General features: G+C 66.0%; 11 protein-coding genes. 7 read left to right on the top strand and 4 right to left on the bottom strand.

All coding sequences use genetic code 11. The features are described 5' to 3' along the window. Positions 1-109: 109 nt before the first annotated feature. Positions 110-400 (bottom strand): hypothetical protein, encoded by a 291-nt coding sequence (locus BLU09_RS39620; protein ID WP_244172229.1) that lies wholly within the window; start codon positions 398-400, stop codon positions 110-112. A gap of 39 nt (positions 401-439) precedes the next feature. On the opposite strand from BLU09_RS39620, the gene BLU09_RS32945 reads away from it, so the two are divergent. The 3 genes from BLU09_RS32945 (at position 440) to BLU09_RS32935 (ending at position 4142) form a co-directional block, all read left to right on the top strand. Then, on the top strand, positions 440-1087 hold the full coding sequence (locus BLU09_RS32945) for a hypothetical protein (RefSeq protein WP_244172228.1): 648 nt from the start codon (positions 440-442) through the stop codon (positions 1085-1087). Beyond that, on the top strand, positions 1084-2400 hold the full coding sequence (locus BLU09_RS32940; RefSeq protein ID WP_244172227.1) for a Kelch repeat-containing protein: 1317 nt from the start codon (positions 1084-1086) through the stop codon (positions 2398-2400). The genes BLU09_RS32945 and BLU09_RS32940 overlap by 4 nt, the downstream gene beginning before the upstream one ends. Before the next feature lie 71 nt (positions 2401-2471). Next, complete coding sequence (locus BLU09_RS32935) at positions 2472-4142, top strand: transposase (RefSeq protein WP_244172226.1); 1671 nt, start codon at positions 2472-2474, stop codon at positions 4140-4142. Positions 4143-4270: 128 nt separating this feature from the next. Here the strand turns inward: BLU09_RS32935 and BLU09_RS32930 are convergent, their stop codons facing one another. The 3 genes from BLU09_RS32930 to BLU09_RS32920 form a co-directional block, all read right to left on the bottom strand. Continuing rightward, a complete protein-coding gene (locus tag BLU09_RS32930; protein WP_090494615.1) occupies positions 4271-4927 on the bottom strand; it encodes a metallophosphatase domain-containing protein in 657 nt (218 codons plus the stop codon). Positions 4928-4986: 59 nt separating this feature from the next. After that, a complete protein-coding gene (locus tag BLU09_RS32925; RefSeq protein WP_167371210.1) occupies positions 4987-7209 on the bottom strand; it encodes an Ig-like domain-containing protein in 2223 nt (740 codons plus the stop codon). Between the two features lie 506 nt (positions 7210-7715). After that, the gene (locus tag BLU09_RS32920) at positions 7716-9140 is read right to left on the bottom strand and encodes a hypothetical protein (RefSeq protein WP_244172225.1); all 1425 of its coding nucleotides are present in this window, start codon (positions 9138-9140) and stop codon (positions 7716-7718) included. Between the two features lie 612 nt (positions 9141-9752). On the opposite strand from BLU09_RS32920, the gene BLU09_RS32915 reads away from it, so the two are divergent. From BLU09_RS32915 to BLU09_RS32900, 4 genes are all read left to right on the top strand, one after another. Further along, positions 9753-10883, top strand: a complete 1131-nt coding sequence (locus BLU09_RS32915; protein ID WP_186817870.1) for an alpha/beta fold hydrolase — start codon at positions 9753-9755, stop codon at positions 10881-10883. A gap of 143 nt (positions 10884-11026) precedes the next feature. Further along, complete coding sequence (locus BLU09_RS32910; RefSeq protein ID WP_143043241.1) at positions 11027-11845, top strand: AadA family aminoglycoside 3''-O-nucleotidyltransferase; 819 nt, start codon at positions 11027-11029, stop codon at positions 11843-11845. 281 nt (positions 11846-12126) lie between these two features. Further along, the gene (locus tag BLU09_RS32905; RefSeq protein ID WP_090494607.1) at positions 12127-13134 is read left to right on the top strand and encodes a ferritin-like domain-containing protein; all 1008 of its coding nucleotides are present in this window, start codon (positions 12127-12129) and stop codon (positions 13132-13134) included. Between the two features lie 185 nt (positions 13135-13319). Further along, positions 13320-15767, top strand: a complete 2448-nt coding sequence (locus tag BLU09_RS32900; protein ID WP_244172224.1) for an Ig-like domain-containing protein — start codon at positions 13320-13322, stop codon at positions 15765-15767. The last annotated feature ends 56 nt before the right edge of the window (positions 15768-15823 follow it).

The raw sequence follows: 15823 nt of genomic DNA, 5'->3' as shown, positions 1-15823 counted from the left end.
CGTCTCCGGAGATTTTTTGGGACGGCGGTGGGCCACCTCCCTCTTTCTCTTCGATTAATGGGGCAGACACGCATCGACTCGCGCAGGACGTACGCACGTCGGGCATGCCTCATGCCCGGCGTCCAATCACATCCCCGGTGACGTCGAAGCAACAAACGAAGTCGGACGCCATGCGCCAGAGGACGTCATGCATCCTTCCATCCACGACGATGCCAGAGTCGTCTTGTCGAGCGGCCTGTCGCGACATGGCACCTGCGTCTGGCTTTTGTGCCTCGGGCTCTCCCTTCTCCCCCTGAGCGCCCGAGGCGACGTCTCCCCAGACGTGCACCGCTGTGCGGTAGCCATCCACCAATTGATAGGGAGCCTCGAGTACGAGCAAGCCCTGGAGCAGGTTCTCCACGGCAAGGCGATATCGAAGAAGCCTGAGGATCAGGTCGTGATGTCGCTCTACGAGGGCGTCATCATGGTGGAGTTGAGTGGGCGGTTGAGCGACGCCGAAGCCACCTTCAAGGCGGCCCTCTTCTTGAACCCCGCTGCGAAGTTGCCGCTGCTTGTCTCACCCAAGCTGAAGCGACACTTCGAATCGGTGCGCCAGGATGTCCTGAGCGAGCTGGCCACGCGAGGAGTCGATCGTGAGCCCCTGAAGATGGAGGCCCCCACAGAGGCGCAGCGGGTTCAGACGCCACGAGAGCCGCTTCCCGCAGTGGCCTCGGGGCTCCCGGCGTCTTCATCGTCTCCAGTGCCGGAGGTGTCCGGCTCGTACTCCTCATTACGAGACCGAGCGCTCATCCCCGCGGTGGCGGGAGGGGCCCTCGTCGTCACAGCGGGCGTCTTCTGGGGATTGGCGGAGGGAAAGAAGTCGAAGCTGACGCACAAGGCGCAGCACATCGGCTCACAGGCCGAGGCCAGGAACGTGGCCAGCAGCGCGCGCGGGCTGCAGACAGTCTCCGTGGGGCTGCTGGTGGGAGGTCTGGTGGGGCTGGGCGCCGCCACGGGAATGTACCTGCTGGGGGCGCCAGAGGAGCAAGGCTCCCTACAAGTCGGGCTGGATGGAACGTCCGCGTTCGTGTCTGGAAGGTGGCCATGAAGCCCCTGCGTCGCTCGACAGCCCTTGGATTGCTGGTGCTCAGCGTCCATCTCGCTGCGTGCCTCGACGTCGACGAGGCGGTGGACCAATTCTGCAACAGTCAACCTGGCGCATGCCTGGATGACACATCGGATGCGGGACCTGATGGCAATGGCAGCCTGGATGGAGGTAACGATGGAGGTGGGCCGGACGGCGAGGACGGTGGGCCGCACGGCGGAGGGGACGGCGGTTCGGACGCAGGCACTGACGGGGGACCTCCGGATGCCGGGCGCGAACCGCCGGGGTGGAAGTCGGTGGCACCGATGCAGACGCGGCGCACAGGGCATACGGCCACGGCACTGAAAAATGGTCGAGTGCTCGTCGTTGGTGGGAGTAGCTCAGGCAACACCCCCACGAACACCACGGAGCTCTACACCGTCGCATCAAACAGTTGGAGTCCTGGGCCAGACCTCGGGACGGCACGCATGGACCACACCGCCACCCTTTTACCGAATGGAAAAGTATTGGTGGTCGGTGGCCGGGGCCCCGGTGGTGATGCGCTGAACAGTGCCGAAATCTACGATGTGAATGCGAATGAGTGGATTCCTGCCAGTCCCATCCCACTTGGAGCACGCGCCAGCCATGCCGCCGTCCTGCTTCCCTCGGGGGAAGTGCTGGTGGCGGGTGGCGGGAACTCGCATCTCGACGGGCTGAACACCTCCGCGCTCTATCATCTGAAAACCGACTCCTGGACAGATGCTGGGAGCATGAATGTCAAACGCAACGTACTGACACTCACCCTCCTGGAAGGGGGCGTGGTGGTGGCCATTGGTGGCTTCAATGCTGCTGGAGCGGAGACGACGGCCGAGGTCTACGCCTCGAATCAACCCGAGGCGGGATGGATCCCCCTCCTGGCGCAGATGGAACATGGGCGCCACGGGCACGCCTCCACGCTGCTGCCTTCCGGAAGAATTCTGGTTACCGGCTCCCTCGAGGGCTCACCTGGGAGGGTCCTCAAGGCAGCAGAGATCTTTCATTGGAGCAGCACATCGTGGACGTACGAGGCAGAAATGCTGGAAGCCCGCTTCTTTCACACGGCGACCGCATTGCCCTCAGGCGAGGTGCTGATTGCAGGCGGGTATTCCAGCCCCCACGCGATGCCACGTGCCTCCGCGGAGATATTCCGGCGAGATGGCTCCTGGGAGTTCATCGCCCCCATGTCGTCGGCGCGCGTCAATCACACGGCCACATGGTTGGAATCAGGGAGTGTGCTCATCATCGGGGGGAGCGACGGCGCTGCCGTACTGAACACCGCCGAGCGGTATGTCCCCTGACGCCTGTGCCTGTCTCGTATTCGGTCGCTGCGCAGTGAGCTGCAAAGAACCCGCTTCCCCGGAGTCATCCCATGGCCAAAATCACAGCCCCCAAGCCGCAAACCACAACCAGGCCCCCGGAGAGCAAACCGCGGAGCCCCCAGACCCAGGCGCAGCGGCCTACTGCCTCCGGGCACACAGACACGTCTAGCTTTGGTAAGGCTCCCAAGGACTTCTCGCAACTGGGGGCGCCCACGCCGAGCCCTCGCCCCCAGGACCCGCCTTCGCCTCCGCCCGTCAAGCCTCCGGAGAAAAAGCCGGCGACACCTCCGAAGGAGGAGACAGACGCCACGGAGCCGAAGAAGGCTCCCACGGGGAAGGAAGCGGCACAGCGTCTTCAGGACAAGGACCGATACATCGGTGGCGCGGGGCGGAACGAGCGGACCCGCGAGTTCACCGAGCTCATCCAGCAGCACCAGAACGACCCGGAGTATCTCAAACAACTCTACGCAACGTTGGGAGACAAGGACAGCAAGGAGTTGATTTCCAGCGCATCCGCGCAGATCGCCCATGACCAGAAGGGGCTCTACAAAACAGATGCGGAGCAGACGGCGGCATTGAAGGCGCTTGCCAAGAGCACGGGCTCCGCGCCGCCCAGCGTGGTAAACGAGCTGGCACGCGAAGCGGCCAAGAGCCAGGTGCCAGACGCCATGGTCTCAGTGCTCAAGCAGCCGGAGACCCCAGAGTCCGTTCGTCGCACGTTCTTGAATGAATCCGGCAAGACCGCGGACAAGAACACCATCCAGGCGCAGAACTTCGCGGACGTACTCAATTCAGACCCCAAGCTCATCCAGAATTACAATGCAGAGCTGGGGAGAGACAAGTTCGTCGCAATCCTCGAAAAGGGACTGCAACAGCCACCGCACAACAACAGCTTCTCGGGCCGAGAGCCCACCAGGTCGGACGGCGCGGTCAAGATACTTGGGCAAGTGCCAGACCTGTTCAAGGGGCCGGCGTATTCGGACCTCCGTGCGAACATCTTCCGCGTGGGAGCCAACTCGTTGGGGGACAAGACCGACCCCGCCCGTGCGGCCCAACTGGAAGGGCTCAAGAAGATTTTCCGCTCGGACCCCTCGGGCATCATCAATGAATTGACGAACAATTCGGGTGGACCCAACAGCGCCTACGACGACACGCTCCAGGCGCTTCCGAAGTTCTTGCGCGATTCGATCGTCAACGGCTCAGGCAAGGACCCGGGGTTCGCGAAGTTCGTCAAAGAGGACTTGCCCAAGCAACTCCGCGCAGGGGCGCTCAACCCCGCAACCGCGGGTGGAAAGCCCCCCGTCAATGACCATTACGCGCGCACGCTGGGGAGTCTCACGGGAGCCATGGTGGGAGCGTATGGACTGGAGATCAAACGCACCGAGGACGCAGGGCAGTTCAAGAAAGACCTGGCGGAGACCATCGCGGGTGTGGCGTTGGCGCCCTTGGGGCCTGCGGGCGAGGTCGGGAAAGTCGCGCTGAAGAACTTCATCACGGACGTGCTCTCCAGCAAGGACACGTCCTGGACGGAGCAGCTCCGCGAGATCTCCGCCGCCGTGAAGGATAAAGCCTCGGCGGGGCTCCAGAACTTCGACAATCGCAAGGATGCCAATGGGAGGGACATCTCGGGCGGCAAGGATTGGAACACCCAGACAGAGCAGCAGTTCGAACTGGGCTATGACGCCATCCTCGAACGGCTCCGCCTGTTGAGTGCCAATTAGCGCGACAGTGCAGTGTGAGCCGCGCGCCCCGTGCTCGGTCGTGTGTCGGCCCTCGAGCGCCTCGTTCCCCTCCAACGGGAAGTTCCTCGAAACCACTGCCCCCAGGGGTGGTTGACAAGGACCGCGAGTCAGCGCCGGGCGGGAGGGATGCTCACCTCCGTCACGCCTCGGGCGTCGAGTTGGAGGACGGTGGGCGCGCGCTCGCACTCCCACGTGGTGACGTTGGCGAAGCACGTGTCCCCTTCGCGCCACAGCCCGCCGTCGTCGTGGATGTGGCCGAACAGGTGTAGCCGGGGACGCACGGCGAGCACGCGCTCGCGCAGGTCCGTACAGCCGCCGCGTCCCCCCACCGAGGAGCGGTCCCCGAAGCCCGCCGGAGGCCCGTGGGTGATGAGCACATCCAGTCCCTCGGGGATGGCCGCCCACTTGCTGGCGAGGGCGGCGCCCCGGGGCAGGTTGAAGGCCCAGTCGTTGTAGGCCGGCTGCCAGGGGCTCCCCCAGAAGCGCAGGCCCGCCACGGTGGCCTCGCCGTCCTGCAGGTAGACGACGTCCTCGCCCAGAAGCGCCCGGGCCTCTCCGGGCGAGTCGGCGAAGGCCCAGTCGTGGTTGCCCGCGACGATGACCTTGTGACGGTAGGGCAGGCCACGAATCCACGACGCCGCCCGGGCGAGTTCGTCCAGGTCCCCCGCGCGGCACATGTCGCCGGCGTGGACGAAGATGTCGCCCGGGGGCATCACGAGCTCGTCGTGGAAGAGGTGCGTGTCCGAGACGGCGACGATGCGCATCCTCGCATCATGCCTCGCCGCCGCCGCCTCCCCAAACTCGGTCGCTGCGTCCTGAGGGCCTACTCGAAGAAGGCCGAGACCAGGGAATCGATGCCCGTGTCCGCGTCCCGGCGAGACCAGGTCGCGGCGGCGTTCCCGAACGGGCTGGTCACCACCTCAAGAGTATAGAGCCCCCCATTCACAGTGGCGAAGTCGAGGCGGGTGGCAGCGGACCAGCCCGTACCGGGCACGAAACGTCGAGCCCAAACGAGAGCAGGCGCTCCCGCTCTCTCCGTGCGGCTATAGACGACCATGGCCGTGCCCGAGGGTGAAACGTGGAGGGCCTTGCTCCCGGCGTAGTCCGTCGCGAGTTGCTGAGCCGGCTGCCAGCCCGAGCCCCTCACGTAACGAGCAGACCACAGTCCCCCCTCGGGGCCGCCGCCAATCTGGTCCCAAATAACAAACACGTTTCCGTTTGCGTCTGCGCCTATCCGCACCTCGCCACCAACACTTCCCTGCGTGTGGAGAGGCACCTCCTGGCCGCCAAAGCCAGAAGCGAGATTGAAGGGCTTCGCGTACACCCGATCGCTGTCGAGATACCGTCGAATCCAAACGGCAATGCCGGTCCCATCCGCGTTCAGGGCGACCTGCGGATAGCGGCCTTCGGTGCTTTCGCCATGCGCCGGCTCGCTCCAACCTTCGGCGCCCTGGCGCGAGTATTGGAGAGGGCTGTTGCGCTCGGCCCATACCAACACCCCGTTACCGCGCGAATCCAATCCGACGTCATAGCCGTGCCACGAGGAGTCCCAGTTCGCGTCGTCGATGGTGCGCACGCGGACCGGCGTGCCCCACCCCGAACTCCCGGCGTACGGCTGAACCTGCAGGAAGGTCTGCGTGGAACTCTTCTCCACCCAGGCAGCGAGGGCCCCATTGTCGGGAGCTGCCACCACGCGGAGGGCCGTCACATTCAGCCCCGTATTCTCGCCGAGCAGCTGTGGCACACCCCAGCGCTGGACGCCGCTGTCGGAGCCCGTGGCGAGGATGCCATAGGCCTTTTTGGCGCTGTAATCCCCCGCCGGCCACGACTCCACCATGGCAAGGGGCGTGCCGTCAGACAGCGTCGTGAGCGAAGCCGGTCTGGGAAAAGGGCCGAAGGTCCCCTCCCCCACGTGCTGCTCCGCCTCCCAGGCGGCGCCTGGTTTGTGGCGCCGCGCCCGGAGCCCCTCGTCGACATACAGGACCGTCGCAACGCCAGAGGAGTCCATGGCAACCCCGTGGGCAGGTGTACTGAGGCGTGAGCCGTTCGAGATGAGCAGTGGGGCCCCCCACTGGGGCGCACGGACCGAGTAGTCCCAGGCGTGGGAGGAGGTCATCGCGTTGCCAGCGAGGTCCTTCACGCCGTCGATGGCGACGCGCACCTGCGCACCGAATGCCGGCATCTGCTTCAGCTCGAGCGTACACCTGCCCGCCGCGCAGGACACCGCGCCTCCGGACAAGGGCATGCCGTCCGCCGTGGCGTGGAACGAGGCCGGCGTCACACTGGCGGTGTCGAGGGTCGTCTCGCTGAACGACACCTCGATGGCAGTCCAGGGCGAGGCCGTGACCGAGGACGCGTCAGGCGTGACAGACACCCAGCGCGGCGGCGTGACGTCCACGATGAAGCCATTCGACATCTTCCAGCCCGAGGTGTTTCCAGCGTCATCCACGGCACGCACGCAAGTGTAGTAGCGCTGCTCGGCCAAGGTGAGCACCGTGAGCTCCACGGACGAAGTGGCGCCGACATCCTGGATGCTGCTCGCATCGCCGGGGCACGCCGCAATGGACGTCAAGGCGAGTTCATGGCGCCGGATGCCCACGGAGTCGTTGAAGCCGGACCAGCGAGCCGCTACGCGCGTGTTGCTGTTTTGATATTCGAGCTCCGGACCGGCAAGGCCGTCCATCACCGTGGCGGCCAGCTCGGAGGGCGCCGTGCTGTCCTCGACGAACGTCAGCGCCTCGGAGCAGGCCGAGACGTTCCCCGCCGCGTCCGTTGCCTGGGCCACGTAGGGAGAGGTGCTGTTGTCGGCTACGGAGAGCGACAAAGCGACCTGCCCCTGACTGTCGGCGGTACGCGAGGCGAGCGCTCCTCCAAGACACGCCGTGCCAGCAAAGAAGCGCACCGAGGCCCCCGGCTCGGTAGCGACATGGAGGACGGGCATGTTGTCATTGGCAGGAGAGGTGGGCGCGGTCCCGATGAGCATCGGCGCGTCGGGAGGCGTGGTGTCCGCCGGAGGTCCTGCGTCCGCGAGGCCCGCATCCGCCAAGCCAGCATCCTCCTGCCCTGGTGTGCCGGAGTCCCGCTCGGTGTGCGTCCCAGAATCCATCGGAGTCGAGCCGTCGGGCACTTCGGAGCCATTCCCCCCACAAGCAACCAAGAGCCATCCACTCACGACAGCGCCCACGAGCCGCTTCGACATCGCTCCCCGTCCCATACGCTCTTTCAACATGAGAATCCTCTTCCAGGCGGCCCCATCTAGCATGAGGAGTGAGGCGGCAAGAAACCGGGTGGGTCTCCGGCTCGGGCAGTGCGTCAAGGCCTCGGCAGCGACTGCACGGCAGCTTCGCAATCGTCGTCGAAGACGGCAACGCAGTGTTCGACGACGGGGCCGGCGGCCACGTCTCCGCGCCTGTCGAGGCAATGATTGCAGCGGTGGAGGCGGCCCGAAATGCCGTGCTCTGCACGCGCCATTCGTTGCCGCCTCCTTGCCTGAATGAGGGCACGGAGGCCCCCTCCCCTCCTGGATGGGCGCTTCTCACGGAAGACCGCGAGTCACTTCGTGGTGGGCACGGGGTCGACAGTGCTGTCCTGGCGTGGCGCCTGGAGCGCGGGAGGCGATGCGCTCAGCGCGCCCAGGTAGAGCCGGCCGTGGAAGCCGAGGGGCTGCTGGGTGGTGAAGAGCTCCAGGCCAGCGGCCTGCTTGGAGGACTGCCGTGCCTCGAGCGTCGGGCTGATGCCGAAGACGTTGCACTCCACCTCCTCGTCCCAGACGCTGTAGCGGCAGACGAACTGGGTGCCTCGCTGGAAGCCCACATCCAGGGCACGCACCGCGGGCAGGGCGCGCACCACGCGAGAGCCCATGGGCTCGAAGTCGTCATCCCAGCTCACCTCCGTGGTGCGCGCGTGGACGCTGCCCGTGAGCACCAGCGTCCAGGCCTGGGGGCGCTTCGACTGGGCGTTCAGCAGATGCTGGGCCATCTGTGCCTCGCGCTCATTGCCGTGGGCCTTGTCGGAGTCGATGGCGGCCACGTCCACGTCCTTTCCGGAGACGCGCATGCGGCGGACCTGCTCGACGAGCCACAGCATGGCGCGGCTGCTGCGCCCGTCCTGGTATGCCCGGCGCCAGAAAGCGCTCCCCGAGAGGAGCTCCTGAACGGCCGCTGAATCGCCGTCGCTGGTCAGGTAGCGATCGAGGAGCGGCTGCTCGGAGACGGGAATGGACAGCGCCAGCGTCACCGGCAGCTCCTGCGCCGAGGCCTCGCACAACATCCGCAGCACCGCGGACGGCACCTCCTGCGTGCCCAGGGGGTCCGCCACGAGCAGGACGCCTCCCGCGGAGAACAGGGACGAGGCCCCCGCCAAGGGAGCACCACACGCGGGAGCGGCGGAGGTGGCGGTGGTCCCACCCTTCTCGCCCCAGTTCTCCATCACCACTGAGCGAATGGGAACAGGGGAATTGCCGCCCACCAGCTCCAGCGCGGGAGCCATCTCCAGCCGCTCCAGCAGCTTCTGCTCGATACCCAGGTCGCGGTAGCCGTGCGCCGGCCGGTAGCCCTCCAGCCCAGGGATATCGGAGAAGGCTCCCGGCACGGAGAGATGCCCGCCCGACCGACCGGATGCCTCCGCGGTGTAGCCGCCCCCTTCCTGCGTGTACCTGATGCGAAAGACTCGAACGAGTGCCTGCCGGGGCCCGAGCCGCTTCCCCTGGATGTAGTAACGCTCGGGGGGAATGACGTCCGGAATGAAGGAGGAGAACATCTCCAGTCCCCCCTCCTTCTCCATCACGGAATAGCGGCTCTTCTCCAGGATGAACCGAGCCGTCATCATCGCGTCCTCGGCGGGCACCTGATAGACGACCTCGTGCGTGGGCGTCTCGTACTGCCCCGTCTCCGGATTGTACTGGGTGGCGATACCTCGCATGCCGGTGGCGCACCCCACGCCCCCCAAGAGCCCCAGCACCAGTGCAAACCGTCGCATCGCTACCTCCATGAGCCACAGGTCCTGGAGGCGGGTTTCGGGCCTCCTTGCCGCGTCAACCGCTGAAACGCTTGGGCGCGTAGGCCATATTGACATCGCCCGATGGACGATGGAAATGAGCACGCACAGGGTTCACGGTGGTGACCTGGCGTAGCATCTGGAGCGCGGGAGGCGATGCGCTCAGCACGTCCAGATGGGGCCGGCCATGGAAGCCGTGGGCCCCCAATTCGGTCGCCGCGTCTTGGGTTCGTCTCACGCGATTGAACGGACGCAACGAGCCTCGTTTCGGAAGACGAGATGCGAGCGAAACTCGAGGCGTCCGGCCTGCCGCCACCGCGCCAGCTGCGGGGGGATTCGCGGCTGTCGATTCCTCTGCGCACTTCCCGCGGACTCCGCCAGATACAAGTGCAAGAAGCTTCGCCAAGAGGGCGATCGTTTCGGAGTTCCGCATCCACGCTGGGGCATGATGGGTTGAACCCTTTCACGCGACATCTACCCTTGCCTTGACGCTCGCCGGTGGCGGAGCCAGAGCTTCATGAGCGGCCAGGCGGTGGCTCCGTATTCGGGCGTGTGCTATCCACGGGAATCCCGAGCAGAATCGAGGGGGGAGTGATGCGCAAGGAATGGTGGCTACCGTTGGCGGCGCTCCTTCTGGGGAGTCTTCAGGCACAGGCGCAGGAGGCGCCAGGCCCACGTAACCGGGCCGAGGCTGTCGAGATCATCGCGGAGCTCCGCAAGATCGTGGCGCCCGAGGGGATGGAGCGCACCGAGAAGCTCCGCATCGGGGGCATCGACCAATGGGTCTCGGTCCGCAGCCGCGACCTGCGCAATCCGGTGCTGCTCGTGCTCCATGGCGGCCCCGGCTGGGTGACGATGCCGACGAGCTGGTATGTCTCGCACGGCTGGGACGAGTTCTTCACCGTCATCCATTGGGACCAGCGCGGCTCGGGCAAGACGTATGTCGCGAACGATCCCGCCATGGTCGCCCCGACGCTCACAATCGAGCAGGTGCACGCCGATGTCGAGGAGCTCGTCAAATGGGTGCGCAAAACCTTCGGCAAGGAGAAGATCTTCGTCCTCGGCCATAGTTGGGGGAGCCTCCTCGGGCTCACCCTCGCGGAGAGGCACCCCGAATGGCTCCACGCCTATATCGGCGCCGCCCAGGGCATCGATGCACGGGAGAGCGAGCGGCGCGGCTGGGCCTGGGCGATGGAACAGGCGCGCGCGGCGAAGAACGCAGAGGCGATCCGCGACCTCGAATCGATCGCGCCCTATGCCGTTGGCAAGAAGCCGGTAGCGTTGAAGGACATCCTGCTCCAGCGCCGCTGGCTCAATTTCTTCGGGGGTGCCGCCTATCGGCGTCCCGATGCGAGCTTCGAGGCCGCAGCGGTGAATCTGTCGCCCGAATACACCGACGAGGAGGTACGCCAGGTCTGGAAGGCGCAGGATTCCTCGGTCGAGAGGCTCCTTGCCGCGGTACTGACAGCAGACCTGTCGCATGTGAAGCGGCTGAAGACGCCGCTGCTCCTGTTCCTCGGACGCCACGACCGCAATGTCTCGGCGACGGTTGCCGCCGAATGGTTCGCGGGCGTCAAGGCGCCGTCGAAGCGGCTCGTCTGGTTCGAGCAGTCTGCGCACGAAATGATGGCCGAGGAGCCGGGCAAGGTGCTGCTCTCACTCGTCCGCCATGCCCGTCCGATCGCCGAGCGCGCCGGCGATGTCGCGCCCGCCAGCACCCAATAGCGCAGGCCACAGCGAGGAAGAGAGGCTGCCTTGAGTGTTGACGACAGGGGAAGCCTCGTCCCCTGTTCTTTCAACCAGGGAGCGCATGGGGCATCTTCCGAACTACGACTGTAGAGCCGAGGACCCTACCCGTGGTGGCCAACATGAGCGCATCCGTACCGACTGAAATCACGCACCAGGTTTCAAGCGCCTGCGCAGTGATTGGCCGTCACCTCGCCAGTTCGCTGCAGGCCATCCACCTCTTCGGCTCAACAGTTGATGGGGGGCTGAAACCCCACAGCGACATCGATTTGCTGGTCACCGTCAGCGCCCCATTGACTGAAGCCGTTCGACACGCGCTGAGCAAGGAGTTGTTGTCGGTCTCGGCATGGCCAGTGACGCATGAATCGCTCCGCCCTCTCGAAGTGACCGTTGTCGTCCGGGATGCGGTCGTCCCTTGGCGCTACCCGCCGTCGCGCGAACTTCAATTCGGGGAATGGTTGCGCGGAGAACTGGAAGCAGGCCGTGTCCAGCCGGCCATCGTGGACCCCGACCTGGCAATCTTGCTGGCGAAGGCAAGGAGGCACAGCATCTGCCTGTTGGGCGCGCCAGCAACCGACATTTTCGACCCCGTGCCCCGAACCGATCTGGCGAGAGCGTTCTACGACACCGTTCTCCAATGGAACGAACCTGCGGACTGGCGCGGGGACGAAAGGACCGTGGTGCTTGCGCTGGCTCGCATCTGGTTCAGCCTGTCGACGGGGGGAATCGCCCCCAAGGACGTTGCGGCCCAGTGGGTCATTGAACGCCTGCCGAATGAACATCAGGGTGTCGTGCGCAGTGCGCGGACGTCTTACCTTGGAGAGACGCAGGACGACCTGGCCAGGAGAGGCCCGGAAGTCGACGCGTTCGTACACTGTGCCAAGGCGACCATCGAGCGATTGTATTTGGAATTGCAGCCCGACAATCCGGCAGCTCGCTGAACCTGTGCCTACCCAAAATCCGGTCGCTGCGTCCTGAGCGCGCCAAGGCGAGTGAGCGCGGCGGGCGAGTACGAGCTCCACGCCCAGCGCAAAGTGGTCGGACACGTCAGCCTCCGTCACTGACGTGTCAGTGACACGGGATTCCCCTGACACTCGGAGACTGGCTTCACCGCAAAGAGTTGAAATGACTGGAGCCGTTCCTCCGCAGGCCCTGGCGCGAACATTGCTCTCGTCGCCTGCGCATCCATCCACGGCACCTCATATCAACCTCAGAGCTCCCTGTGCAAAACAAGACCTGGACCGACGCAGCCCTCCTCGATCATCTCCAGAAAGCCGTCTACCTGGAGCTGTGGACCATCCCCCTCTATCTGACGGCCGCCTATTCCTTGCAGGTTCCCGGCACGGACGCTGATACCCCACCCAAGCAGGTGACCGTTCGCGGAAAGAAGAACCCCAATCGAAGCCGGGAGCAGCTCGCCTTCAACAACATCTACTCGGTCGTCGTGCAGGAGATGCTGCACCTCGAGCTGGCCAGCAACCTCTTCAATGCGCTGTTCGCGCCCAAGGGATACTCGCCGAAGTTCACGGGCGACTGGGCGCCGCGGTATGACCGGTTCCCGTCCTGGATCGCGGTCAACAAGCCCGTGAAGCTCGGGCCGGTGAACCCTGAGCAGATGTCCCTCCTGGCCGCCATCGAGACCCCCGAGCCAAAGTCCGATGGCGCGCCGAACGGGCCGCAAGATGTCTACGATTCCATCGGTCAGTTCTACAAGGCCATCGAGCAGGGCATCCATCAGCGCTGGAACGACCTCTACCAGCCCGACGCGGACCACCGGCAGAAGAGCGAATTCGCCAACCCGCAATACATAAGAGACGACTACACCAGGTTCAGCAGCACCATCGGCGGTGACAGCCGCACCGCGCTGAAACAGGCGAATGAGGTGCTCCAGGCCATCGTCGGGCAGGGCGAGGGCAACCTGGGCCCCATCATCGACGCAGAGCTCCGCCCCGAGGATGCCAACGACCTGGAGGATCAGTTCAGCCATTTCGCGCGATTCCGGATGGTGCAGGCAATGCTGAAGTTCGGCGGCCCGCTGGAGACCTATCCCGCCACTGGGGGCAGTGGGCTCGCGGCCGCGCAGCAGCAGCTCACCGCCGGATTCACGAGCCTCTTGACCGCCTTGGAGAAGGGCTATGCCGGGGACGACGAACTCGACCTCGGTAGCATGTGGGCTCTTCCCAATCAGATCGTGTCCGTGTGGTCCGCGGGCGGAGTGCCGCAGTTCTAATCATCCCTTACAAAGTCAGGGCTGAGCTGAACGTTGGAAAGGGCCCGCTCCCTGTTTCGCCGCGTCGCGTGTCTTGACGCGGCAGGAATAGGCTCGCTGTGCCTGTCCCAGGTTTTGTCTTTCGACATACCTGAACAGAAATGAACAGCCGTTTCATCAAGAAGAACAGAGGGGGTTGTGTGCTCATGCGGATGAAGGCCGGTCTGGCCCTGGTGGCTGCGGTCAGCGGTTTGATGATGGGGTGTGTGGAGGAGTCCTCTCGGGAACAGGCTCCAGAAGGGCTCGCGAGCAAGGACGATGCCCGCGTGCACGAACTGAGCAAGGCGACCAGTCGGGGCCGCGAGTTCTGGCTGGCCTTCCCGGGGAACTACCAGGCCACTGCGGTGCTCACGTTGTTCATCGCCGGTGACACGGCGACGACGGGGCAGGTTCGCGTTCCGGGCCAGGGGCTGTCCTTCGACTTCTCGGTGACGCCGGGGCAGGTGACGGCGGTGGCGCTGCCCTCCTCGGTGGCACAGGTGGCCGTGGATGGCGTGGAGCCCAAGGGCATCCACGTCACCGCGGGCGCGGACATCTCCGTGTATGGGCTCAACCGGCTCCTGCAAACGACGGATGCGTTCCTGGGCCTGCCCACCGCGAGCCTGGGCACGGACTACGTGGTGCAGGCCTATCCGAACGTCAACGTCCTCAACGGCTCGCAGTTCTCTGTCGTGGCCACGGAGGACGCGACAGAGGTGACCATCACTCCCGCGAGTGGGGTGGGCAACCACGCCGCGGGAGTGCCCTTCCAGGTGGCGCTGAACAAGGGGCAGGCGTACCAGCTTCGCAGCACGGCGGCCGCGCCCTCGGACGTCTCCGGAACGCTCGTTCACGCCACGCGCCCGGTGGCGGTCTTCGGCGGGCATCAGTGCGCCAACATCCCGGATGGCACCACCATCGCCTGTGACTACCTGGTGGAGCAGCTCCCCCCGACCTCGACGTGGGGGCGGCGCTTCGTGACCGTGCCGCTGGCCACACGCCTCGGCGGGGACACCTTCCGCTTCGCGGCCGCCAGGGACGGCACGCAGGTGAGCCTCAACGGCGCGGTGGTGGCGCAGCTCCAGCGCGGCCAGGTGTTCCAGACGAACATCCAGGGCTCGGCGAGCATCACCGCCAACGAGCCCATCCTCGTGACGCAGTACTCCAATGGCTCGGGCTTCGATGGCATCCCGTCCGACCCGTTCATGATGTTGGTGCCGCCCTTCGAGCAGTTCGCCGCCCAGTACACCGTCACCACGCCGAGCTCGGGGTTCCGCAGCAACTTCGCCAACATCGTGGTTCCCAACGGCGTCGTGGCCGAGGTGATGCTGGACGGAGCGCTCATCCCGGCGAGCCAGTTCCAGGCCATCGGGGCCAGCGGCTTCTCGGGGGCCCAGCTCCCCGTCGCGCTGGGGGCGCACCACCTGTCCGCGCCGCAGCCCTTCGGCGTCATGCTCTATGGGTTCGATGCCTACGACTCCTATGGCTACCCGGGAGGAATGGCCCTGGCGCCCGTGGCGGAGGTGAGCAAGCTCACGCTGTCGCCCAGAGAGGGGATCGCCGTCGTCGGGGACCTCTACTGCGTGACGGCCACGGTCCGGGACGCCGCGGACCGGCCGCTCGCGGGCGTGCGAGTGGACTTCGCTGCGTCCGGAGTGAACTCCGCCGTGGCCTCCGTGAACACCACCGCCGACGGGCAGGCCGAGTTCTGCTTCGAGGGCACCGCACCCGGCGAGGATGTGGTGACCGCGAGCATCGGCTCGGTGACCGACCAGGTGCAGGTGACCTGGACGAAGCCCAATGCCCCGCCCATCGTGGATGCCGGGCCCGACCTGGAGGGCATGGCCTCCCAGCAGTTGACGCTGCGGGGCTCGGCCTCGGACCCGGATGGTGACCCGCTCACCTATGCCTGGAGCTATGTGGCGCCCCCGGGCGTGCACTGCACCTTCGGGTCGCCTTCAGCCCCGGTCTCGAGCATCCAGTGTGACGGGGCCGGCACCGTCACCGTGTCGCTGACCACCCATGACGGCACCGCGACCGCCACCGACAGCGCCCAGGTGGTGCTCGGCTGGGCGTCGGAGCTCACGATGTGCGGTCTGCCCCGCTACACGAACGGGACCTCTCTCAAGGCGTGCGGCTGGGCCACCGCGGGTGGCAGCAGCACGGGCATCGTCTCCGCGTACTTCACCGTGGATGGCGGCGCGCCCATCCCCGTCATGCCCGACGCGGGCGGCGGCTACGTCTCCACCCAGCTTCACCTCACGGAGGGGACACACGTGGTCCGGCTGAGCGTCGTGGACGCGCTGGGGCACGTGACGTGGCGCGAGCAGACGGTGTCCGCGGACTTCACGCCGCCGGTGCTCGTCATCCTGTCGCCCACCGAGCAGGAGACCAACCCCGACCCGGTCGTCACGATGGTCATCCAGCAGCAGGACGCCAGCCCCGCTACGGTGGTGACCCAGGGGTTCGTGACGGAGGACGTGCCCGCGGGCAGCAACGTGCTGCGGCACACGGTGGACCTGGTGCACCGCGACTGGTCGCTCGTCCACGTCCGGGCCACGGACGCCGCGGGCAACACGACCGAGGTGGTGGCGCGCGTATACGTGGCGCCCTGAGCGCGGCGTGGCCCAGGGCGGGAGAATGACGCTCGCCCGGGCCCGTTCAGGCCGGA

Source organism: Myxococcus virescens, assembly GCF_900101905.1.
In the GTDB taxonomy this organism is placed as follows: domain Bacteria; phylum Myxococcota; class Myxococcia; order Myxococcales; family Myxococcaceae; genus Myxococcus; species Myxococcus virescens.
This window is presented reverse-complemented; position numbering and strand designations above follow the sequence as displayed.